23 protein-coding genes and 1 tRNA gene are annotated in these 20,192 nt (G+C 63.3%); 10 read left to right on the top strand and 14 right to left on the bottom strand.

Annotation, left to right across the window (positions count from 1 at the left end):
* Nucleotide 1 precedes the first annotated feature (1 nt).
* The 4 genes from HHL21_RS04830 to HHL21_RS04845 all read right to left on the bottom strand — a co-directional run bounded on the left by HHL21_RS04830 (nucleotide 2) and on the right by HHL21_RS04845 (nucleotide 4,672).
* Nucleotides 2–1,084: a BMP family ABC transporter substrate-binding protein gene (locus tag HHL21_RS04830; RefSeq protein ID WP_169464121.1), complete on the bottom strand. Its 1,083-nt coding sequence runs from the start codon at nucleotides 1,082–1,084 to the stop codon at nucleotides 2–4.
* Nucleotides 1,085–1,174: 90 nt separating this feature from the next.
* On the bottom strand, nucleotides 1,175–2,092 hold the full coding sequence (locus tag HHL21_RS04835; RefSeq protein WP_169464122.1) for an ABC transporter permease: 918 nt from the start codon (nucleotides 2,090–2,092) through the stop codon (nucleotides 1,175–1,177).
* Nucleotides 2,092–3,162 (bottom strand): ABC transporter permease, encoded by a 1,071-nt coding sequence (locus HHL21_RS04840; RefSeq protein ID WP_169464123.1) that lies wholly within the window; start codon nucleotides 3,160–3,162, stop codon nucleotides 2,092–2,094. The genes HHL21_RS04835 and HHL21_RS04840 overlap by 1 nt, the downstream gene beginning before the upstream one ends.
* Nucleotides 3,149–4,672 (bottom strand): ABC transporter ATP-binding protein, encoded by a 1,524-nt coding sequence (locus tag HHL21_RS04845; RefSeq protein ID WP_169464124.1) that lies wholly within the window; start codon nucleotides 4,670–4,672, stop codon nucleotides 3,149–3,151. The genes HHL21_RS04840 and HHL21_RS04845 overlap by 14 nt, the downstream gene beginning before the upstream one ends.
* Before the next feature lie 311 nt (nucleotides 4,673–4,983).
* On the opposite strand from HHL21_RS04845, the gene HHL21_RS04850 reads away from it, so the two are divergent.
* A complete protein-coding gene (locus HHL21_RS04850; protein WP_169464125.1) occupies nucleotides 4,984–5,841 on the top strand; it encodes an outer envelope protein in 858 nt (285 codons plus the stop codon).
* Nucleotides 5,842–5,895: 54 nt separating this feature from the next.
* Here the strand turns inward: HHL21_RS04850 and HHL21_RS04855 are convergent, their stop codons facing one another.
* Genes HHL21_RS04855 through HHL21_RS04865 form a run of 3 tightly spaced genes read right to left on the bottom strand, consistent with a single transcriptional unit; the run spans nucleotide 5,896 to nucleotide 7,487 of the window.
* Nucleotides 5,896–6,822 carry an MBL fold metallo-hydrolase gene (locus HHL21_RS04855; protein WP_169464126.1) on the bottom strand — a complete coding sequence of 309 codons (927 nt, stop codon included), beginning with the start codon at nucleotides 6,820–6,822 and terminating at the stop codon, nucleotides 5,896–5,898.
* Entirely contained in the window at nucleotides 6,819–7,262 is a 444-nt protein-coding gene (locus HHL21_RS04860; RefSeq protein ID WP_169464127.1) for a hypothetical protein, read from the bottom strand. Before HHL21_RS04860 ends, HHL21_RS04855 begins: the two co-directional genes overlap by 4 nt.
* Nucleotides 7,263–7,265: 3 nt before the next feature.
* On the bottom strand, nucleotides 7,266–7,487 hold the full coding sequence (locus HHL21_RS04865; protein ID WP_169464128.1) for a DUF1289 domain-containing protein: 222 nt from the start codon (nucleotides 7,485–7,487) through the stop codon (nucleotides 7,266–7,268).
* Nucleotides 7,488–7,848: 361 nt separating this feature from the next.
* Between HHL21_RS04865 and HHL21_RS04870 the strand changes: the two genes are divergently transcribed.
* Nucleotides 7,849–8,919, top strand: coding sequence for an extracellular catalytic domain type 1 short-chain-length polyhydroxyalkanoate depolymerase (locus HHL21_RS04870; RefSeq protein ID WP_169464129.1), 1,071 nt, complete (start codon nucleotides 7,849–7,851; stop codon nucleotides 8,917–8,919).
* Here the strand turns inward: HHL21_RS04870 and HHL21_RS04875 are convergent.
* Both HHL21_RS04875 and HHL21_RS04880 read right to left on the bottom strand, forming a co-directional pair.
* The gene (locus HHL21_RS04875; protein WP_169464130.1) at nucleotides 8,916–9,092 is read right to left on the bottom strand and encodes a hypothetical protein; all 177 of its coding nucleotides are present in this window, start codon (nucleotides 9,090–9,092) and stop codon (nucleotides 8,916–8,918) included. The two genes, HHL21_RS04870 and HHL21_RS04875, sit on opposite strands and share 4 nt — an antisense overlap.
* 74 nt (nucleotides 9,093–9,166) lie before the next feature.
* Nucleotides 9,167–9,352: a cysteine-rich CWC family protein gene (locus tag HHL21_RS04880; RefSeq protein WP_169464131.1), complete on the bottom strand. Its 186-nt coding sequence runs from the start codon at nucleotides 9,350–9,352 to the stop codon at nucleotides 9,167–9,169.
* A 165-nt stretch (nucleotides 9,353–9,517) separates the two neighbouring features.
* Here HHL21_RS04880 and argB point away from each other — a divergent pair, with 165 nt between their 5' ends.
* Together argB and HHL21_RS04890 are read left to right on the top strand one after the other, a co-directional pair.
* A complete protein-coding gene (argB, locus tag HHL21_RS04885) occupies nucleotides 9,518–10,444 on the top strand; it encodes an acetylglutamate kinase (RefSeq protein WP_169464132.1) in 927 nt (308 codons plus the stop codon).
* Between the two features lie 33 nt (nucleotides 10,445–10,477).
* Nucleotides 10,478–10,552: transfer RNA gene (locus HHL21_RS04890), tRNA-Thr, on the top strand.
* A gap of 6 nt (nucleotides 10,553–10,558) precedes the next feature.
* Here HHL21_RS04890 and HHL21_RS04895 read toward each other — a convergent pair.
* A complete protein-coding gene (locus tag HHL21_RS04895; RefSeq protein WP_169464133.1) occupies nucleotides 10,559–11,449 on the bottom strand; it encodes a TraB/GumN family protein in 891 nt (296 codons plus the stop codon).
* A 26-nt stretch (nucleotides 11,450–11,475) separates the two neighbouring features.
* Between HHL21_RS04895 and HHL21_RS04900 the strand changes: the two genes are divergently transcribed.
* The 3 genes from HHL21_RS04900 to pabB are packed head-to-tail and all read left to right on the top strand — an operon-like array spanning nucleotide 11,476 to nucleotide 14,648.
* A complete protein-coding gene (locus HHL21_RS04900; protein WP_169464406.1) occupies nucleotides 11,476–12,210 on the top strand; it encodes a pyrimidine 5'-nucleotidase in 735 nt (244 codons plus the stop codon).
* Between the two features lie 28 nt (nucleotides 12,211–12,238).
* Nucleotides 12,239–12,817, top strand: a complete 579-nt coding sequence (gene slmA / locus HHL21_RS04905) for a nucleoid occlusion factor SlmA (RefSeq protein WP_169464134.1) — start codon at nucleotides 12,239–12,241, stop codon at nucleotides 12,815–12,817.
* 16 nt (nucleotides 12,818–12,833) lie between these two features.
* A complete protein-coding gene (pabB, locus tag HHL21_RS04910; protein WP_169464135.1) occupies nucleotides 12,834–14,648 on the top strand; it encodes an aminodeoxychorismate synthase component I in 1,815 nt (604 codons plus the stop codon).
* Between the two features lies 1 nt (nucleotide 14,649).
* Here the strand turns inward: pabB and HHL21_RS04915 are convergent, their stop codons facing one another.
* The 3 genes from HHL21_RS04915 to HHL21_RS04925 are packed head-to-tail and all read right to left on the bottom strand — an operon-like array spanning nucleotide 14,650 to nucleotide 16,500.
* Entirely contained in the window at nucleotides 14,650–15,243 is a 594-nt protein-coding gene (locus HHL21_RS04915; RefSeq protein ID WP_169464136.1) for a glutathione peroxidase, read from the bottom strand.
* 58 nt (nucleotides 15,244–15,301) lie between these two features.
* Nucleotides 15,302–16,138 (bottom strand): PPK2 family polyphosphate kinase, encoded by an 837-nt coding sequence (locus HHL21_RS04920; protein ID WP_169464137.1) that lies wholly within the window; start codon nucleotides 16,136–16,138, stop codon nucleotides 15,302–15,304.
* The gene (locus HHL21_RS04925; protein ID WP_308640220.1) at nucleotides 16,135–16,500 is read right to left on the bottom strand and encodes a CoA-binding protein; all 366 of its coding nucleotides are present in this window, start codon (nucleotides 16,498–16,500) and stop codon (nucleotides 16,135–16,137) included. Before HHL21_RS04925 ends, HHL21_RS04920 begins: the two co-directional genes overlap by 4 nt.
* A gap of 188 nt (nucleotides 16,501–16,688) precedes the next feature.
* Here HHL21_RS04925 and HHL21_RS04930 point away from each other — a divergent pair, with 188 nt between their 5' ends.
* Complete coding sequence (locus tag HHL21_RS04930) at nucleotides 16,689–17,300, top strand: peptidoglycan recognition protein family protein (protein ID WP_169464139.1); 612 nt, start codon at nucleotides 16,689–16,691, stop codon at nucleotides 17,298–17,300.
* An 18-nt stretch (nucleotides 17,301–17,318) separates the two neighbouring features.
* Here HHL21_RS04930 and HHL21_RS04935 read toward each other — a convergent pair whose 3' ends face one another.
* Nucleotides 17,319–17,504, bottom strand: coding sequence for a hypothetical protein (locus tag HHL21_RS04935; RefSeq protein ID WP_169464140.1), 186 nt, complete (start codon nucleotides 17,502–17,504; stop codon nucleotides 17,319–17,321).
* A gap of 625 nt (nucleotides 17,505–18,129) precedes the next feature.
* Here HHL21_RS04935 and HHL21_RS04940 point away from each other — a divergent pair.
* Nucleotides 18,130–18,675 (top strand): restriction endonuclease subunit S, encoded by a 546-nt coding sequence (locus HHL21_RS04940; protein WP_169464141.1) that lies wholly within the window; start codon nucleotides 18,130–18,132, stop codon nucleotides 18,673–18,675.
* A complete protein-coding gene (locus tag HHL21_RS04945; RefSeq protein WP_169464142.1) occupies nucleotides 18,668–20,128 on the top strand; it encodes an N-6 DNA methylase in 1,461 nt (486 codons plus the stop codon). The genes HHL21_RS04940 and HHL21_RS04945 overlap by 8 nt, the downstream gene beginning before the upstream one ends.
* Nucleotides 20,129–20,192 lie beyond the last annotated feature (64 nt).

A 20,192-nucleotide genomic window follows, 5' to 3' on the forward strand; every position in this document is an offset into this window, starting at 1 on the left:
CTTACTTGCCGACCTTGCCCTGCACGCCTTCGACGAAGTAATCCATCTTGTTCAGGCCAGCATCATCCAGCGTACCCGTGGCGAGGCGAACCTTGCCGGCGTTGTCCTTGATCGGGCCGGTGAACGGGTTCAGGGTGCCGGCGACCATCGCCTTTTCGCGCTCCTGCACCAGCTTCCTCACGTCAGCCGGTACGGCTGCCGAGATGCCTTCCAGCTTGACCATGCCGTCCTTGATGCCGCCCCAGGTGCTGCTGGTCTTCCAGGTGCCGTCGAGCACCATTTTGGCTTGTTTGGTGTAGTAGTCGCCCCAGTGGTGGGTGACCGCTGCCAGCTGCGACTTCGGACCGAACTTGCTCATGTCCGAGTGGTAGGCGATCGCGTACTTGCCCTTTTCCTGGGCAGCCTGCACCACGGCGGTCGAGTCGGTGTGGTGGGTGACCACGTCGGCGCCCTGTCCCAGCAGCGTCAGCGTTGCGTCGCGTTCCTTGCCCGGGTCGAACCAGCTGTTGACCCAGACGATCTTGACCTGTGCCTTCGGGTTCACGCTGCGCATGCCGATCGTGAATGCGTTGATGCCCTGCAGGACTTCAGGAATCGGGAAGGCGGCGACATAGCCGGCCACGTTCGACTTGCTCATCTTGCCTGCCAGGACGCCGGCGAGGTAGCGGCCTTCGTAGAAGCGCGCATTGGTGTTGGCGACGTTCGGCGCGGTCTTGTAGCCGGTGACGTGGACGAACTTCACGTTCGGGAACTGCTTCGCCACCTTGAGGGTCGGGTTCATGTAGCCGAACGAGGTGGTGAACACCAGCTTGCTGCCCTGCTGCACCAGGTCGCGGATCACGCGTTCGGCGTCCGCACCTTCAGGCACGTTTTCGACGAATTTGGTGGTGACCTTGCCGGCCAGGTTCTTTTCCATCTGCTTGCGCGCGATGTCGTGCTGGGTGGTCCAGCCAAGGTCGCCGATCGGGCTCACGTACACGAAGCCGACGTTGAGCGGCGCTTGCGCTGGGGCAGCTTGGGAGAGCGCGGCGGCTGGCAGCAGGATTGCGGCGCAGAGGGCGCGACGCAGCGTGAATTTCGACATGATTTTCCTATCGTGACCCCCGTCAACTATCAGCATCGGCCCGGCCGCCGGGGAATTACGGCCGAACGATGGATGCTACCTGGCGCGTTATCAGGCGCCCGGCTTGAAATGTTTGCCGAGCGAAGCCGGCATATTCAGTTTGATGTAGTTCGCGTTGCTGGAAATAAGCACCAGCACGAGAATCGCTGCGAGGTAGGGCAGCATCGACAGTAACTGGGATGGTACCGAAATTCCAACGGCCTGCGCATGGAAGGCCAGCATGGTGACGCCGCCAAACAGGTAGGCGCCGCCCAGCACGCGCGCCGGACGCCAGGTGGCGAAAGTGGTCAGGGCCAGCGCGATCCAGCCGCGGCCAGCGACCATGCCTTCGACCCACAGCGGCGTGTACACCAGCGACAAAAAGGCGCCTGCCATGCCGCAGCATGCGCCGCCGAACAGGATCGCGTACAGGCGGATGCGGCGCACGTCGTAGCCGATTGCATGTGCCGACTGGGGCGACTCGCCCACCGCGCGCAGCACCAGGCCGGCGCGGGTGCGATACAGGAACCATGCAATCGCCGCGCACAGGAGAACCGCGGCGTAGACCATCGGATGGTGGCGGAACAGCGCCGCGCCGAGGAATGGGATGTCTTCGAGGAAGGGAACCGCGAACTTCGGGCTGTCCAGCGTGCTGCCGACATAGCTGATGCCCATGTAGGTCGACGCGCCGCCGCCGAACAGCGCCAGCGCCAGCCCGGTCGCATACTGGTTGGTGCCGAGCCAGACCACCAGCCACGCGAAGAACCCCGACAGCACCATGCTGGCCGCGGCGCCGGCCGCAAAGCCAAGGCCCACGCTGCCGGTGTTGACCGCGACCGCGAAACCGACGATGGCCGACACCAGCATCATGCCTTCGGCGCCGAGGTTGACGACGCCGGCTTTTTCGTTGACCAGCAGGCCCAGTGCGGCCAGCATCAGCGGCGTGCCGGCGTTGATCGCCGCGGCCAATAGCGCTGCGTAGGCTTCCATTATTTGCTCCCCGCGCCGAGGCGCAGCTTGTAGTGGATCAGCACATCGCATGCGAGCAGTGCGAACAGCAGGATGCCCTGGAACACGCCGGTAATTGCCGACGGCATGCCGAGGCGCGACTGCGCCAGTTCGCCGCCGATGTAGAACATCGCCATGATCACGCTGGCGAATACGACGCCAATCGGATGCAGGCGGCCGACGAAGGCGACGATGATCGCGGCGAAGCCGTAACCCGGCGACACAGACGGTGTCAGCTGGCCGAGCGGGCCGGCGACTTCGGCCACGCCTGCCAGGCCGGCAAGCGCGCCACAGATCAGCATAGAGGTCCACAAGGCGCCGCGCGACGAGAAGCCGGCGTAGCGCGCGGCCATCGGCGCCATGCCGCCGACCTGCAGGCGGAAGCCCGAGATACTGCGCGACAGGTACAGCCACCCGCCAGCGGCGGCGACGACGGCCAGCACGAGGCCGAGGTGCAGGCGCGTTTCAGCCAGCACGATCGGCAGCAGCAAGCCGTCCGACAGCATTTTCGATTGCGGGAAGTTGAAGCCTTCCGGGTCCATCAGCGGGCCGTGGACAAGGTAGCTAAGCAGCAGCTGTGCGATATACACCAGCATCAGCGACACCAGGATCTCGTTGGCGTTGAAGCGGTCGCGCAGGAAGGCGGTGATCGCGGCCCACGCCATGCCGCCGGCCATGCCGGCCATGAGCATCAGCGTGATCGCGCTTGCTCCCGTCAGGCCCGCCTCGTCGAGCCGCAAACCGGCGGCGCCGCCGGTGATCGCTCCGAGCACCAGTTGGCCTTCGGCGCCGATGTTGTAAACGTTGGCGCGGAAGCAGATCGCCAGGCCGACCGCGATCATCAACAGCGGCGCGACCTTCACGCCCAGTTCCGACAAGCCCTGCAGATCGCGCACCGGTTCGATGAAGAACACCGCCAGCCCCGCGAGAGGGTCTTTGCCGAGTGCGATGAACATGATCGCGCCGCACAGCACCGTCAGCAGGACGGCCAGCACCGGCGACAGGATGCCCATCAGGGTCGATGGCGTGGGACGCTGCTCAAGCCTGAACATGCGCGCCCTCCCCTTGCGGCCACAGTCCGCTCATCCACTGGCCGACCAGCGCGGTGCTGGCGTCGGCAGTCTTGATCGACGGCGACAGGCGCCCTTTCGCGATGACGTGCATGCGGTCTGAAATTTCGAACAATTCGTCCAGCTCCTCGGAGATGACCAGCAGCGCACAGCCGGCGTCGCGCAGGGCGACCAGTTCGGCGCGGATCTGCGCGGCGGCGCCGACGTCCACGCCCCAGGTAGGCTGCGCGACGACCAGCACCTTCGGGTTGCGCATCACTTCGCGGCCGACGATATATTTTTGAAGGTTCCCGCCCGACAGGCTGCGCGCCAGCGCGGCAGGGCCTGAGGCCTTGACCTTGAAGCGTTCGATGATGCTGGCTGCGCGCTCGGCCAGCACATTGCGGCGCACCAAGCCGTACGCGATCGTCAATGGTGTTTGCAGCGACAGAAGGACGTTATCCGCCAGCGACATCTCCGGCACGGTGCCGCGTCCAAGCCGTTCTTCCGGCACGAAGCCGAAGCCGAGACGGCGTCGGCGGCCCGGCGGCAAGCGTCCAACGGCGGCGCCGCACACGTTGATGGCATCGGGTGCGGCGCGCCGGTCTTCGCCCGACAGCGCGGCCAGCAGCTCCTGCTGGCCATTGCCCGATACGCCGGCCAGCCCGACGATCTCGCCGGCCTTCACGTCGAAGCTGATGTCTTTCAGTTCCACCGCGAACGGGTGGCTTTTGGCCAGCGACAGGCCGCGCACCGCCATCATGGTGTCGCCGGTGGCGCGTTCGACGTGCTCGATGCGCGGCGGGTTCGAGCCGATCATCATGTGCGAGAGGCTCGCCGCCGTTTCCTGGCGCGGGTCGCACACGCCGCTGTTCCTGCCGGCGCGGATAACGGTGCAGGTGTGGCACAGCGCGCGGATTTCGTCGAGCTTGTGGCTGATGTACAGGACGCTGCAGCCGGCCGCGGCCAGCTTGCGCAGGGTAGCGAACAGCGACTCGACGGCGGACGGCGTCAGCACCGAGGTGGGTTCGTCGAGGATCAGCAGCTGCGGCCTGGCCAGCAGCGCGCGGACGATCTCGACGCGCTGGCATTCGCCGACCGACAGCGTGTGCACGTGGCGCTGGGGTTCGAGTTCGAGCCCATATTCGCGCGCGGTTTCTTCGATGCGGCGCGTGAGTTCGTCGAGCCTGGTGTCTGGAGGAAGGCCAAGCGCGATGTTCTCGGCGACGGTCAGCGTATCGAACAGGGAGAAATGCTGGAACACCATCGCGATACCCAGTTCGCGCGCCTGCGCGGGGTTGGCGATGTTCACGTCCTTGCCGTTCCACAGCACGCGGCCGGCATCCGGCTTGACGGCGCCGTAAATGATTTTCATCAGGGTCGACTTGCCGGCGCCGTTCTCGCCCAGCACGGCATGGATCTGTCCCGGCTCGACGGTCAGGCTGATGCTGTCGTTAGCGACAACGGATGGATACCGTTTTGTGATGTCGTGCAATTCCAGACGGGTCGTCATGGTTCGCCCTGCTCATGTAACGAGCACTTATCGTAGCCGTATCTGCAACATTTATCGGTCATAGGTATTGCGGCGATATATGAATTAGGCGCAGAAACAACACCTGACCCACACAACACGCCCAAAAACAAGAAATTTGGGCGCCCATGTCGCCCGAAGAGGCGATGATTATACGCAACAAAATATAATGGGTATTAAAATTTTCGACCGCACGGTTTGCAGGGGCCCTCTCATCCTGGGTCAAGAGAGAGCGCAACCGTGGGGTAGCTTTCTTTTCATAGCAACTTACTTTTGGAGTGAAAATGCATCAAATGAAGACACGCCTTGTGCCGCTTTGCCTGGCCGCCGCTTTTGCAATGAGCGCGAGCGCGCAAGCAGCCGACTGGAGCGATACTTCGATCAGCTGGAGGGCTGGCAGCAAGTTCGCCGAGCCGTTCAACCCACAAGACGTCAAGAAGCACATCTTCGGCCTGACCCATGTAAGCGGCTACAAATACGGCAGCAACTTTTTCAACGTCGACATGCTGCAATCGGACGAAACCGACCCGGGTTCGCTGAACCAGGACGAAGGCGCGCAGGAAGCCTACGTTGTGTATCGCCACACCGTCGACTTCGGCAAGGTACGCGGTTCGGACATCAAGTTCGGCAAGGTACGCGGCGTTGGCGCAACCTTCGGGTTCGACTGGAACACCAAGAACGACGTCGGCTACAACTCGCGCAAGCGCATGCTGGTTGCGGGTCCAACCCTGATGTGGGACGTGCCGGGCTTCCTGAACACCAGCATCCTGGCTATGCATGAAAGCAATGCACCGAGCGGCGCGTTCGCTCCGATTTCGAACGTCAACGGCCGTTACACCTTCGACGTGCACCCGATGTTCAACGCAGTATGGGGCATTCCACTGGGCGAGCGCGTCTCGTTCGAGGGTTACCTGAACTGGATCGCATCGAAGGGCAAGGACGAAGTCGGCAATGACACCGGCGTTGAGACCAACCTCGACATGCAGATCATGTACGACATCGGCACCGTGATGGGCTACGCGAAGAACAAGTTCCGCATCGGTCTCGAGTACCAGTACTGGAACAACAAGTTCGGCAATACCTCGGCGACCACCGGCGGCAACGGCTTCCGCGCCAAGACCCCGATGGTGCGGGCTGAGTACCACTTCTAGTCGCAGGCAGTATCCGTCGTTCCCGCGAATGCGGGAACGACGTGCCGCCGGGGCTTAAAACTCCCGATTCACCAGCATCCCATCCTGGCGCTTCGCGGCCCCTGCCCTTACCAGCGAGTGCACGGTCCACTCGGCCATCTGGTCAGCCGGCCAGCCGAAATAGCGCTTCGCCGTCGACACCAGCAGCGGCACCGTCTCAAACATCGTCCATACTTCATCGAGCGGAATGCTCTGTCGCGACAACAGCAGGAACTTGAGCAGCACCTTCACCGCGTTCTCCCCATTGCGCTTCGGGTCCGCTTCCAGGAAATCGACCCGCTTGAGCGCGCGCTGGACCGCTCCCTTCGCATCGGTGAACGCCGGTCCATGCCCCGGAATCACCAGCCGCACCTCCAGCGTATCAATCAGCGCCAGCGTCGCCCTTGCTTCGATGAATCCAGACTCGCCATCGAGTTCCGGGAAGATCACGCCAAACCCGTTGTACCAGAGCGCGTCCGCCGAAATCAGGATGCGTTCCTGCTCGCAGTACAGGATCACCGAGTGCGGATCATGCCCCGGCGCGCCCAGCACCTTCCACGGCATGTCTCCCAGCACCAGCTCGTCCCCAGGCGTGAGCACGTCGTCATGCGTAAAACGCTGGCACTGCTGCCCGGTCGCCTTGAAACTGAGCGCGTCCTCATCCCAGGCCGTGACCTTGGCCGCTTCCGCAACGGGAATCGCGATGCGGCTGCCATGGTGCGCCTTGAGCGCCGCGTTGCCGCCGCAGTGGTCCGAGTGCAGGTGGGTGTTGATGATGCGGTCGAGGCGCCGCTCGCCGAGTTCGTGCTGGACCAGCGCCAGCGTCTGCGGCACGTGGCTCAGGTAGCCGGTGTCGACCAGCGCCGTGTCGTCGCGTCCGATGAACAGGACATTGTTCGATGAGAGCCAGCCGCGCTCGAGAATGCGCATCGACGCGGGGATGGTAAAAGCGTTGTCGTTCATCGCTTCATCTGGAATGCCAGCGCGATCTTCGCGAACTCGATCAGCACCTCGCGCGATCCGCCGTTGAAGGTGGTGAACGAGTTGCCGGTCCGGATGACCATGCGCGGCGGGAACAGCCAGGACAGGTAGGGGATGCCGATCATCTTGGCGCCGCGTACGTCGCGCCATTCGACTTTTTTGTCGTACATCCAGGTCTGGCGAATGCCTTCGGCGTCGATCGTCGTGCGCGCGCGCAGGAACCAGTAATAGCTGATTGCCAGCATGAAGCCGGAGAACGCCAGCAGCATTTTGACTCCCATACCGAACTGCAGCAGGGGGAAGCGCACGACAATGCTGGCGGAATACCCCACCAGCACGACGGTGAGCACCGTGGCGAACACTTTGAAGCCGGTTCCGTAGGCGGGACCGGTAATCGTTTTTTCGGGTTTGTAGAAGTTCATGGCCTAGTCGAATTGAATGCCTTGTTCGCGCCGGTGGATTTCGATCCACACCGCGCGCTTGTAATCGTCGCTCGCATTGCTCCAGTTAATGATCTCGTCGATCGTGCGCATGCAGCCACGGCACAGGCCGTCGGGGCCCATCTCGCACAGATTGATGCATGGCGATGGGACGGGTGATTGCACTTCGCCGCTCACAGCCCAGCCGTCCATGTGTTCGGCACGCATTTGCTGCAATGCGTCATTTTGGCACGGTTACGGGTGACCTGCCTGCATGTGGGAGTAATCCCACATGCATGGCCGCCGCACCCCGGTCGCCACTCTAAAACCCCGTTCTTCCGGGAGAAATCAATCATCTTTCCACGTATCCTTTTGAAACAAACGTCGCCATGACCATCAAAAAGCGGTATGGTGACATCAGTGCGGCACCGCAGCATTTTGGCGCGGTATCGCTTCCTGCGAACGCAACGCCGCGTTTCCCTTTCCATCGTTTGCCCAGATAGCCAAACCGCCATTATCGCACCGCAGCGAATTGCAGTTGACGCTGAGATCGCATTGGGTAGACTAAGAACGCAACCGAGGACCACTTATGAATTTCAATCCGAAGCTGCTGGCGCAAATGCGCGCGGCGACCAGGAACCTGATGGGCGATACGCCATCAGCCGCTACGAAAAAAATCCAGGACGCCCTGCGCCGCTTGCAAGGTGTTCCAGCATCGGCGCGCAAGATGCCGCAAACGCCTGCGGGCGTGCAGAGCCTGCTCGACCAGCTGATTCCCGGGGTCATGAACGGACTCGAGCCGTCACGTCCCGCCACGACGCCGCTTCCCGGCCAGTTCCTCGACGCCAGCTACACCAATGCGGCGGGAACACGCACCTATAAGCTGTACATTCCGAGCAGCTACAAGGGCCAGCCGGTGCCACTGGTGGTGATGCTGCACGGCTGCACCCAGCATCCGGACGACTTCGCCGCCGGTACGCGCATGAATGAACTGGCCGAGGAAATGAACTGCCTGGTCGTATATCCGGCCCAGTCGCAGCAAGCCAATTCGTCGCGCTGCTGGAACTGGTTCAATGCGCTCGACCAGCAACGCGACCAGGGTGAGCCTTCGATAATTGCCGGCATTACGCGCAAGGTGATGGCCAGCCATGCCGTGATCGACAGCCAGGTGTACGTCGCAGGCTTGTCGGCCGGCGGCGCAATGGCGACCATCATGGGCACGCTCTATCCGGAACTGTACGCCGCTGTCGGTGTCCACTCCGGGCTGCCGTTCGCTTCGGCGAATGACCTGCCGTCGGCGCTGGCGGCGATGCGTGGCGATTTCCGCCGTCCGGACATCGAAACCCGTGGCGTGCCGATCATCGTCTTCCACGGCGACAAGGACCACACCGTGCACCCGGCCAATGGCGACGAGCTGATCAAGCGCGGCGCACGCCACCTGCAAGGCAAGCCGGTGACCGAGCCTGGCAGCGTGCCGAACGGCCATAGGTACACGCGGATCGTCCATCACACCGACGAAGGCAAGCCGCACGCGGAGCAGTGGCTGATCCACGGTGCGGGCCATGCGTGGTCGGGCGGGCATTCAAGCGGCAGTTATACGGACAGCAAGGGTCCGGACGCAAGCCGTGAAATGATGCGTTTCTTCCAGACGCGCCGCTAACGCGAGGCGCCGGCGCGTTCGAAGTAAGGTTCGAATGCGCCGGTGGTGCAGGCTGCGGCGATGCAAGCAAGCTGGTTGATATCCAAATCCATCCGACACTTCCGAACCAAGAGAGGTGCGGCAACCTGCTCAAGCGCCCAGGCAACGACGTCGCCATCGTAGAGCTTGCTCATGCGCGGCCCCTGGTCATGAACGTGGAATGTGACGGAAGTTAGATGCGGACGATGCGAGATGGTTCAGCGCGTCGTCAGGACGGCTGTGGCGGCGGCGGCGCCGTCGCGATGTGCTGCCGCAGGCAGGCTGGACACCAGCACGCCGCCGCTTCGCCCGGTACCGGCACGACGGACGGCAATTCGGTGCACCAGCAGGGCGCGTCGAGGCCGTCGGCCATCGAACAGCCGAACTCGGTACCGCAGCGTGTGCATGTGCTCATGTTGAATCCTCGCTATCGTGTTTTGCCTCATATGGCGCCCTGGGACGGCCATACTGCCGCACCATAGCCGACCGGGACTTAAAATACAACAAGATGGCCCTATAATGCCCACAAGACCTGCCCGGTTTGCCTGTAAAATCTCGCCAATTCTTTTTCGGACCCGCCATGACCGCTCCCGTGACTAATGTGAAAATCGACCAGCAGAACGACCTGACCGCGGTGTCCCCGCAGATCAAGGCGCAGATCCTGGCTGAGGCTTTGCCGTACATCCGTAACTTCCACGGCAAAACCATCGTCATCAAATACGGCGGCAACGCAATGACCGACGAGCGCCTGAAGCACGGCTTCGCACGCGACGTCATCCTGCTCAAGCTGGTCGGCATGAACCCGGTCGTGGTCCACGGCGGCGGACCGCAGATCGACAACGCACTGAAAAAGATCGGCAAGCAGGGCACCTTCGTCCAGGGCATGCGCATTACCGACGAAGAAACGATGGAAGTGGTCGAATGGGTGCTGGGCGGCGAAGTCCAGCAGGACATCGTCATGCTGATCAATCACTACGGCGGCCAGGCAGTCGGCCTGACCGGCAAGGACGGCGGCCTGATCCGCGCACGCAAGATGTCCATGCCTGACCGCGAAAAGCCGGGCGAGTTCCTTGACATCGGCTTCGTCGGCGAGATCGAGGCGATCAACCCGGCCGTGGTCAAGGCCCTGCAGGACGACGCGTTCATCCCGATCATTTCGCCAATCGGCTTCGGCCAGGACGGCCAGGCCTACAACATCAACGCCGACGTGGTGGCGGGCAAAATCGCGGAAATCCTGAAAGCCGAAAAGCTGATCATGATGACCAACATCGCCGGCGTGCAGGACAAGAAAGGCAACCTCGTCACCGACCTGTCGGCGCGCGAAATCGACGAGATGTTCGCGGACGGTACGATTTCCGGCGGCATGCTGCCGAAAATCTCGTCGGCACTCGACGCCGCCAAGTCGGGCGTGAACACGGTTCACATCATCGACGGCCGCATCGAGCACTCTTTGTTGCTGGAAGTCTTGACCGAGCAAGCTTTCGGAACTATGATTCGGTCGCACTAAAGATTTGTGGCGGCGTTCGCCGCCATATCAGTCGCCCTTTTAGCTCAGTGGTAGAGCACTCCCTTGGTAAGGGAGAGGCCACGTGTTCAATCCACGTAAAGGGCACCACTCCCCTCAGTACACCCGCTCCACCGCCATGCCGCGCGCGCGCAGCAGCGCCGGTACGCTTGTCTTTCCGACCAGGTGCAGCACTCCCACCGCCGCGACGCTGTTGTTTTTCTGCGCCAGCAGCTGCGTCAGTTTGTCCGCCAACGTCACGTTGCGCTGTTCCAGCACCACCTCGCGCATGAAGCGGCCACTCGCCGTCTGATCCTCCTCGATGCGCCTGGCGATGGCGTCCAGCCCGGCCTGGTCCGCGCTGCCCCATGCATCGACGGCCTGCCGCGCCTCGGCTGCCTGCTTGCCTTGTTCGGCCAGCGTGACCGCCTCCTCCAGAAAGCCCAGCTGCTCGGCCTCCGGCACCGCGCTGAACAAGGCAAGCTGCGCGTCTATCGTTTCGAGCTCGGTCACTGGCACCCCGCGCTCGCGCGCCAGTTTCGCGAGGTGGAGGTCGACAGCCAGCTGGGGGCGATAGCCTTGCGAGCCGAATTCGCCGAGCGTCAGCAAGGTGGCGGCCAGCCATGGCTTCATGTTCGTTACCACAGCGGGATCGATCCCGACGCGGGCAAGTTCCTTTTGCAGGCGCTCCCTGAGTTCAGGTTTCATCCGCTGATAGAGGCTTCCTCCCGGTGCAAGCATGCCATGCTGTTTCAATGCCCTGGCCATCGCCACCGGATCGCGCCCGGCGTCGATCTCCAGCGCCAGCGTGGATGCCCCCGCCACCGCCGCTGCGATGCGCGGCTCGAGCGGATAAAAAGCGGGAACGCCGACGTGGATGGTGCCGAACAGGTACATGGTGTGGCCGTTGCCGCTCACCTTGAACAACGCGCCGCGGTCCGCGCCCCATGCGGAAGGCAAGGCAAAGCAAAACAGGCTAAGCAAAATCACTATAATCTGGCGTCGCATTCGTTTTCCCCGTGGTCTTTGAAAAGGTGCCTGTGTCGCATACTAACCCGTCCTCCCCGCTCTGGCTGTTCGACCTGGACAACACCCTGCATGACGCGTCGCATTCGATCTTCCCGGCGATCAGCGCCAACATGAACGTGTTTATCGCGCGCGTGCTGGGCGACGGCGTCACGCCGGCGACGCCGGAAGCTGTCGACGCGGCGCGGCTGCTGTACTGGAAGCGCTACGGCGCCACGCTGCTCGGCATGATCAGGCACCACCAGGTGCGCGCGGCGGACTTTTTGGAAGAGACCCACGCGCTCGGCGACCTGCAGCAAATGATACGCACCGAACGCGGGCTCAAACGCCTGCTGCGCGCCCTGCCCGGCCGCAAAATCCTGTTCACCAATGCGCCGACCCGCTACTCCACCGACGTGGTGCGCCACCTTGGACTGCGGCGCCACTTCAGCCACCATGTGGCGATCGAGGACATGCACGTGCACGGGCAGCTGCGGCCCAAGCCGTCCAAGCTGATGATGCGCCGCCTGCTGCGCAAGTACGGCGTGTCGGCGCGCCGCGCCATCCTGGTCGAGGACACGCTGGCCAACCTGCGCAGCGCCAAGCAGCTGGGCGTGCGCACCGTGTGGATCACGCAGTATCTGCGCATGAGCGACCCGATTGGCGCCGCGGCCCTGCCGAAAATGCTAAAACGCCCCGCTTACGTCGATGTCAAAGTAAAATCGCTACGTCAGCTGGCCGCCCGCTTGCATCGGCTGCGCTGAGCCAATCAACCCTACCCGCAGAGACGACATGGCAAGCACCAAGCCGGGACAGCGCAAGCTGCAAATCCTCCAGGCCCTCGCAGCGATGCTGGAGCAGCCGAAAGGCGAAAAGATTACCACCGCCGCCCTTGCGGCGCGGCTGGACGTGTCCGAGGCGGCGCTGTATCGCCATTTCGCCAGCAAGGCGCAAATGTTCGAAGGCCTGATCGAATTCATCGAGTCGAGCGTGTTCGGCCTGATCAACCAGATCTCGGAGCGCGAGGCCAACGGCGTCGAGCAGGCGCACGCCATCATGCAGATGCTGCTGGCCTTCGCCGCCAACAACCCCGGCATGACGCGCGTGCTGATCGGCGACGCGCTGGTCAACGAAGACGAGCGCCTGCAGCTGCGCATGAACCAGTTCTACGACAAGGTGGAACTGGCGTGCAAACAGTCGTTGCGCGTCGCTGTCACGCAGGGACACGGTAACGAAGCCGACGTCGCCGCGCGCGCCAGCCTGCTGGTCAGCTACGTGGTCGGGCGCTGGCACCGCTACGCCAAAAGCGGCTTCCGCCAGAACCCTACCGAAGGCACCTCGCTCCAGCTGGCCCTGATGCTCGCTGCATGATTGTTCACGCTGCACGATGAATCACGCTGATTGTTTCGCCCTGCTTGACGATGCCAGTCCCGATGCGGGGCAGGCGCGTTCGCGCCTCTACAGCGACTGCAAGGCAGTCCTGCGCTGCGACGACATCGCCACGTGGCCGCAACTGCTGGCGGACATGCAAAGCGCTTTGGGGCGCGGGCAGTACGCGGTAACGCTGCTGGCGTATGAGCTGGGTGGACAGCTGCAGCACATCCCGGGAAAAACCGGCGACACGCCGCTGGCGCAAGTGCTGCTGTTCGGCCGATGCGAGCACCTGACGCCGGCCCAGGTTGGCGAATGGCTGGCCGCGCAAGCCGATGCGGGCCCCGCCGGCATATCGGGCGTGCGCGCCAACGTCGACGAAGCCGAATTCACGCGCGCGCTCAACCGCATCCACGATTACATCGCCGCTGGCGACACCTACCAGGTCAACTACACGTACCGGCTGCGCTTCGATGCGTTCGGGTCGCTGCACGGCCTGTACGCACGCCTGCGCGCACGCCAGCCGGTGCCATACGGCGCGCTGGTCGCGCTGCCCGGCGGCGAAGCGGTGCTGTCGCTGTCGCCGGAACTGTTCGTGCGCCATTCCAGCGGCGAGCTGGTGACGCGGCCGATGAAGGGCACCGCGCCTGCGTCGGGCGATGACGCCGAGGACGCGCGGCGCGCCTCAGCGCTGGCGCAGGACACCAAGAACCGCGCCGAAAACCTGATGATCGTCGACCTGCTGCGCAACGACCTTGGGCGCATCGCTGTAACGGGCAGCGTCGAGGTGCCTGCGCTGTTCGACGTGCAGCGCTATACCAGCGTGCTGCAGATGACATCGACGGTGCGCGCGAAGCTGGGTGCCGGCGTGTCGCTGGCCGACGTGTACCAGGCGCTGTACCCATGCGGGTCGATCACCGGCGCGCCGAAGCGGCGGACGATGGAAATCATCGACGAACTGGAACCGGCGCCGCGCGGTATCTACACCGGCGCGATCGGCTGGTTCGATCCGCCCGCGGCGGGGCAGGATTTCGGCGATTTCTGCATGTCGGTACCGATCCGCACACTTGCGCTCAAGCCCGCGCACGACGGCGTGCGCGCCGGCGAGATGGGCGTCGGCGCGGGCATCGTGTTCGACAGCGATCCGGTCGATGAATTCGCGGAATGCCGCCTCAAGGCGCGCTTCCTCACCGGGCTGACGAACGACTTCGAGCTGTTCGAAACGATGCGCGCCACCCGCGACGGGATCGCTCACCGCGATTTGCATCTGGCGCGGATCGCGAAGTCGGCGGATTATTTTGGATTTGCCTTCGACCGGGATGCGGCATCGGCGGCATTGGACAAGGCCTGCGATGATCTTGCGGACGCTGTGTTTCGCATGCGCTTCGCTCTCAGGCAGGACGGCGCGATGTCGATACAGGCGGCGGCGCTCCTGGCGCTCGACGAGCCGGTGAAGCTACTGCTGGCGCCTGATGCGACGCGCTCCGACGACCTTTTCCTGCGCCACAAGACGAGCGTGCGCGGCCGTTATGACGCCGCCTGGCGCGACGCCGAGGCGCACGGTGCGTTCGATACGCTGTTCTTCAACGAACGCGGCGAGCTGACCGAGGGCGGTCGTTCGAATGTTTTCGTGAAGCTGGACGGGCGCTGGTACACGCCGCCGCTGTCGTCGGGCGCCCTGCCCGGCGTCATGCGCTCGGTAATGCTGGCGGATCCGGCATGGGCTGCAAGCGAGCGCGTGATCACGCGCGCGATGCTCGGTAGCGCGCAAGAGGTCGTGGTGTGCAATGCACTGCGAGGCCCGCTGCGCGCGGATCCGTCCCAGGCGTGAATCAAGACCCCAGCGCCTGCTCGATCTTGCTGACCAGCTGCTTGTCCTCAGGCGTCACCTTGCTCGGATAATGCTCGATCACCTTGCCGTTACGGTCGATCAGGTACTTCGTGAAATTCCATTTCGGCTCCTTGCCAGTCGCCTTGATCAGCTCCGCGTGCAGCGGATTCGCATCCGCGCCCTTGACTGAGCTCTTGGCGAACATCGGGAACTTGACGCCGTAAGTGTTGAAGCAGAAGTCGGCGATCTCCTTCGAGTTGCCCGGCTCCTGCTTGCCGAAGTCGTTGGACGGGAAGCCCAGCACGACCAGGCCCTTCGGACCGTATTTGGCGTACAGCTTTTCCAGACCCTCGTACTGGCTGGTGAAGCCGCAGTAGCTGGCGGTGTTCACGACCAGCACGACCTTGCCTGCGTACTGGCAGAGGTCTTGCGGCGCTTCGTCCTGCAGGCGCTTGAAGGTGTGGCGCAGCGTGGCGGGGCAGCTGGTGCGGGCGGTCGCGGAAGGCGCGGCGCCGGCGGTTTGCGCCATTGCGGGTGCGCTGGCCAGCGCGGCTGCGGACAACACGGCCATGGCGAATACGGTAGGGTTGAACATTTGGCGTCGGCCTGCGGTCTGAGTGGGTGGAATTTCGTATTATGCCACTTGACCACGGTCATTCGATCTTCAGCTTGGATAGTTTTCGGTCTGGTTCCGGGAACTGCAGCTTCAGGCCCTGGACGATCTCCAGCAGCAGCGTCGCGACCATCAGGTTGCGGTGAGTCTTGGAGTCGGCCGGGATGATGTACCAGGGCGCGTCGTCGGTGTCGGTGGCGCCGATCGCCTGTTCGTAGGCGCGCTGGTAGTCGCCACGGTGCTTGCGCTTGGCGACGTCCATCGGGTCGAACTTCCACTGCTTGTCCGGATCGTCAATACGCGATTGCAACCGCTCACGCTGTTCGTCGCTTGAGATGTGCAGGAATATCTTGACGACCAGCGTGCCCGTTTCGACCAGCATGCGCTCGAAGTCGCGGATATGTCCGTAGCGCCGCTCGACTTCCTTGCCGTCGATGGCGCCTTCGACGACCGGCACCAGCACATCCTCATACTGGCTGCGGTTGAAGATCGCGATCTCGCCAAGCACCGGCACCTGCCGGTGTACCCGCCACAGGAAGTCGTGCGCGCGCTCGTCGTCGTTGGGGGCGCGGAAGGCGACGGCGCGCAGGCCGATCGGATTGATGTGGCTGAACAGCGCCTTGATCGTGCCGTCCTTACCCGAGGTGTCGAGGCCCTGAAGGATTATCAGCACCTTGTGCTTGCGCTGCGCGTAAAGCATCTCCTGGCACACGGCGACCTGTTCGATCAGCTGCCTGGTCAACTCACGCTCGCGCTGCTTGACCTGGTCCTTGTCGAGGCCATGGTTGGCATCGTCGCTGCGCAAGGGCCTGGCGCCGGCATCTTCGTCGCGCAGCGTGAAGTCCTTCGGAACCCGGAACTGTTCGCGTGCCTTCATGTCAGTGAGGCGTGCACGATTTTTATGCAGCGGTCCATGATGACGTCCAGCCCGGCGCAACTGGCCATGTCGGCCGCCAACTGGTTCTCGACGCCCAGTTGCATCCACAATACGCGGGCGCGGATCGCAATCGCCTCGCGCGCCACCGGTGGGATGTCGTCCGACTTGCGGAAGCAGTCGACCACGTCGATCTGCTGCCCGCCGGCGCCCAGCGCGCCTGCCGCTTCCCGCAGTGACGGGTAGACCTTCTCGCCCAGGATCTCGGTTCCGGCGTACGTCGGATTGACCGGCACCACGCGGTAGCCATGCGACTGGAGGTACCGGGCGACGATGAAGCTGTCGCGCTCGGGCTTGTTCGACATGCCAACGACTGCAATGGTTTTACTGTCGTGAAGAATTTCCTTTACCGACCTCATGCTGCGCGTCCCCGGATTGTTGTTTCCTAAAGCGTAACAGATAGACATCAGGCTGCGGCGCGTTCTTGAAAATCAGATTGCCGGGGAGATCGCACTTGTGGAAAGATGGCGCCCTGAACCTTTTGGAGTTTCCCATGACCGTACGCACCACCCTCGCGATCACGCTGGCCGCCTTGAGCCTTGCCGGCTGCACGACATTCGGCGATGCGCCGCTGGCCAAGGTCGAACAGAACATCGTCACGGTGCAGGCCTGGGGCGGCACGCCGGCCGATCCGGCCAGGGTGCGCGCGCATACGATCGACCACATCACCCTGCATCACCAGGGCGAGCCGTTCAAGGCCGGCACCGATCCGCGCGCCTACCTGCGCAAGCTGCAGACCTGGTCGCGCAACACGAAGAACTGGGCCGACATTCCGTATCACTACATCATCGACCTCGACGGGAACATCTACGGCGGACGCGACATCGCGTTTGCGGGAGACACCAACACCGAATACGACCCGAAGGGGCACGCGCTGATCGAAGTGGTCGGCAATTTTGAGGAAGTGCAGCCGAACAGCAAGCAGCTCGACGCGGTGGTCGACCTGATGGCGCTGCTGGCGGCGAAGCACAAGGTGCCCGTGGACCGCATCCACGGGCACAAGGATTACGCCCACACCGCTTGCCCGGGCGCTAACCTTTACCGCTACCTGGAGAACGGCTACTTCCACCAGCGCGTGACCGAGCGCCTGGCGCGCGCACAATAAGCCGTCCTCCGGGGCGTCTTACATGCGCTTGCCCGGCATCTTGCTTTCGCCGTCGCGTTTCACTTCCAGCAGGAAGCCAGGGGCCAGCTCGTAACGGCCAAGGTAGGAGTCGAATGTCGCAGGGGCGATCTTGACCGCCATGCGCTCCAGCGGCTTTTCCGCCGTGCGGGCATGGGTGACCGGGTCGCCGCCGTCGTGTTGCAACTCCGCCTTCGGCATGTTTACGATGGAAGGGCAATTTGGGGGGCGAAAGGCAAGTTCATTTCGCCAACGGGAAAACCAACCCGGACCGGCCGGGAGATTGAGGAAGAGCAAGCTCAGCTCGTCTATACGGAACGCATGCCGTGGTAGGTACTCAAACCGATCAGTACGCAAGTGTATGGGATTGGCGAGCAGTGTAGACAGCGTACCGCCGTCACCAGCTGGAGCGAACGAGGTCAGGCTCGAAGCGCTGGTGTAGGCAAGTACCCGGGCGTGCGGTCGGCCTGGGTCGATGACTCGTCTATGAGCAGGAGGAAATTGCATGGTCGCAGCGTCATCCTTGTACCCCTACCTTCCCTTACAACTTGTTGCAAATAAGGAGCAGAAAATGGACGATTCACTGATCAGCGTCATTGACGCCACTGTTCGCGCGATCCTGGTTATCGACGATCATCGCATGGGTGGACTGATCGTTTGCATAATAGTCCTTGGAATAGCGAGTCTTATGAGCCGACGGTCGAAATCGTCCTGAGCAGCAGCCACCGCGCCTTCGCCGGGTCTCCTAGCGGAGGCAGATGCAAAAGCCATCAACGTGAAACTCGATCACATTGCATCCGTTCGAACCCTGATGACCTTCCGCGACCGGGTCCCGTCCGACGGCGCGGACGGCAACGCCTGCGTGCTTGCCATCCGCGACATCGTGTCGCGCTGGCCGGCCGATTATGCGTCGCTGCCAACGGTCGACGCCGACGACGGCCAGCTGGCCGACCGCCTGCTAGAAGGCGACATCCTGCTGCCGGGACGCGGTTCTTCCTATCCCGCCCGGCTGTTCCGCGGGGCGCCGCTGCCGGTCTTCACGGCCGGGCAAATATTCGTGATCCGCGCGCGCAAGGATGTGCGCGCCAACTACCTGTGCTGGTACCTGAACCGGCCCGACGTGCAGGCCGGCATCACCCAGCTGCTGGCCGGGTCCGCGATCCAGGCCCTCAACAAGTCCAGCCTGCTGCGGATCGAGGTGGCCGTGCCGCCACTGAAAGACCAGCAGGCAATCGCCGACCTCCAGTCGCTCGCCGATCAACGTTCGCGCCTGCGGCTGGAGCTTGAACAACTCGACCATGCCGAGATCGAGCATGCGTGCGAGGCGCTGCTCGAACAACGAGGCTCGCATGGCTAAAACTTCCAAGAAAGAGGCGCGAGCGGGGGTCACCGAAATCCTTGCCCTGCTCCGCCATGCGTTCCCGCCTGCCCCGTCTGTTCACTTCCTGATCGCCCTTGTCACCCTGCGCTGGCTGGCCGACGCCCGCCGCGATTCCCTCCCGCTCCCCTGCCACCTCGAGCTGCCTGGCTGCCTCGAATACCACGTGCCGCTGACCTTGCACGAAGACCAGCTCGGCCACTGGTTCGAAGCGATGTTCAAGCAGCTCGAAGACGCCAACCCTACCGAACTGAACGGCTTGTTCAGCGGCCTCGACTTCACGTCGCCACGCTTCAAGTCCGACGACGACGGCCGCAGCCTGCTGATGCGCGCGGTGGAAATCCTGTGGTTTAAGGACCGCTACCAGTGCAGCTTCGACCTGATGAAGGAAGCGCTGGCGATTGCGCGCAGCTGCCTCGTGACGGGCTTTTCGGCGCCCGAGTTCAATACACCGGCCTCGTTGTGCGAGCTGGCCGCCAGGCTGGCGCAGCCACAGGCAGGCGAGTCCGTGTACGACCCGGCCTGCGGCACCGGGCAGATGCTGATCCATTGCGAGGGAACGCTGAAATGCAGCCCGAAGCAAGTCAGGCTGTTCGGCGCCGAGCCCCACGCCACCGCGTGGACGCTGGCGAAAGTCAGCGCGCTCTACCATGGTTTTTCGTCGGAACATATCGGCATGTCCGATTCCCTCCAGCCCGAAAACGTGCTCGAGTCGGACGATGGCCAGCGCAAGTTCGATGTGGTGATCGCCCATCCGCCCTGGGGCGCGAAGGAATGGCGCGCCGAGAATCCGCCGCCGGAACGGCACGAACGCTTCCGCCGCGGCATGCCGCCGAAAAATAACGGCGACTACGCCTACCTGCTGCACATGGTCGCGTCAATGAAGGACGATTCCGGACGCATGGTGGCGATCGTTTCCAGCGGCGTCCTGTCGCGCGGGGCCCAGGAAGGCCGTATCCGCATGCGGCTGGTCAAGGACGACCTGGTCGACGCGGTGATCGCGCTGCCCGAGAAAATGTTCCACGGCACGCCAGTCGGGGGAGCTATGCTGGTCATGCGGCGCAAGCGCAGCACGCGCAATGTCCTGTTCATCGATGCGCGCGGGTTCGCAACCGGCGCGGGCGGCAAGAATACATTTTCAGCGCAGGCCATCGACTGGATCGCCCATGCCTGCGCGGCCCGCAAGAGCGAACCCGGCGTCTCGGCACTGGCCGCCATCGATGAGATTGTCGAGCACGGGTATTCGCTCAGCGTGTCGCTGTATATCCGCGCGGAGCAGGAGAACAGCAGTGCCGATATCCATGCGATACGCTGCCGCCGCAAGAAGCTGCATGACGAACTGGGCGGCATCAACCAGCAGATCGACGACTTGCTCGACGCCGTGATGTCCGGTGACGAGAAACGCGCACGGCTGACCGAGCCGCTGCGCTGAAAATACCTGCCGCACGAAAAACGCTCAACGATAAAAAAAGGCAGCCGCGGCTGCCTTTCGAATT

Source organism: Massilia polaris (genome assembly GCF_012927275.1).
Lineage (GTDB): Bacteria > Pseudomonadota > Gammaproteobacteria > Burkholderiales > Burkholderiaceae_D > Telluria_A > Telluria_A polaris.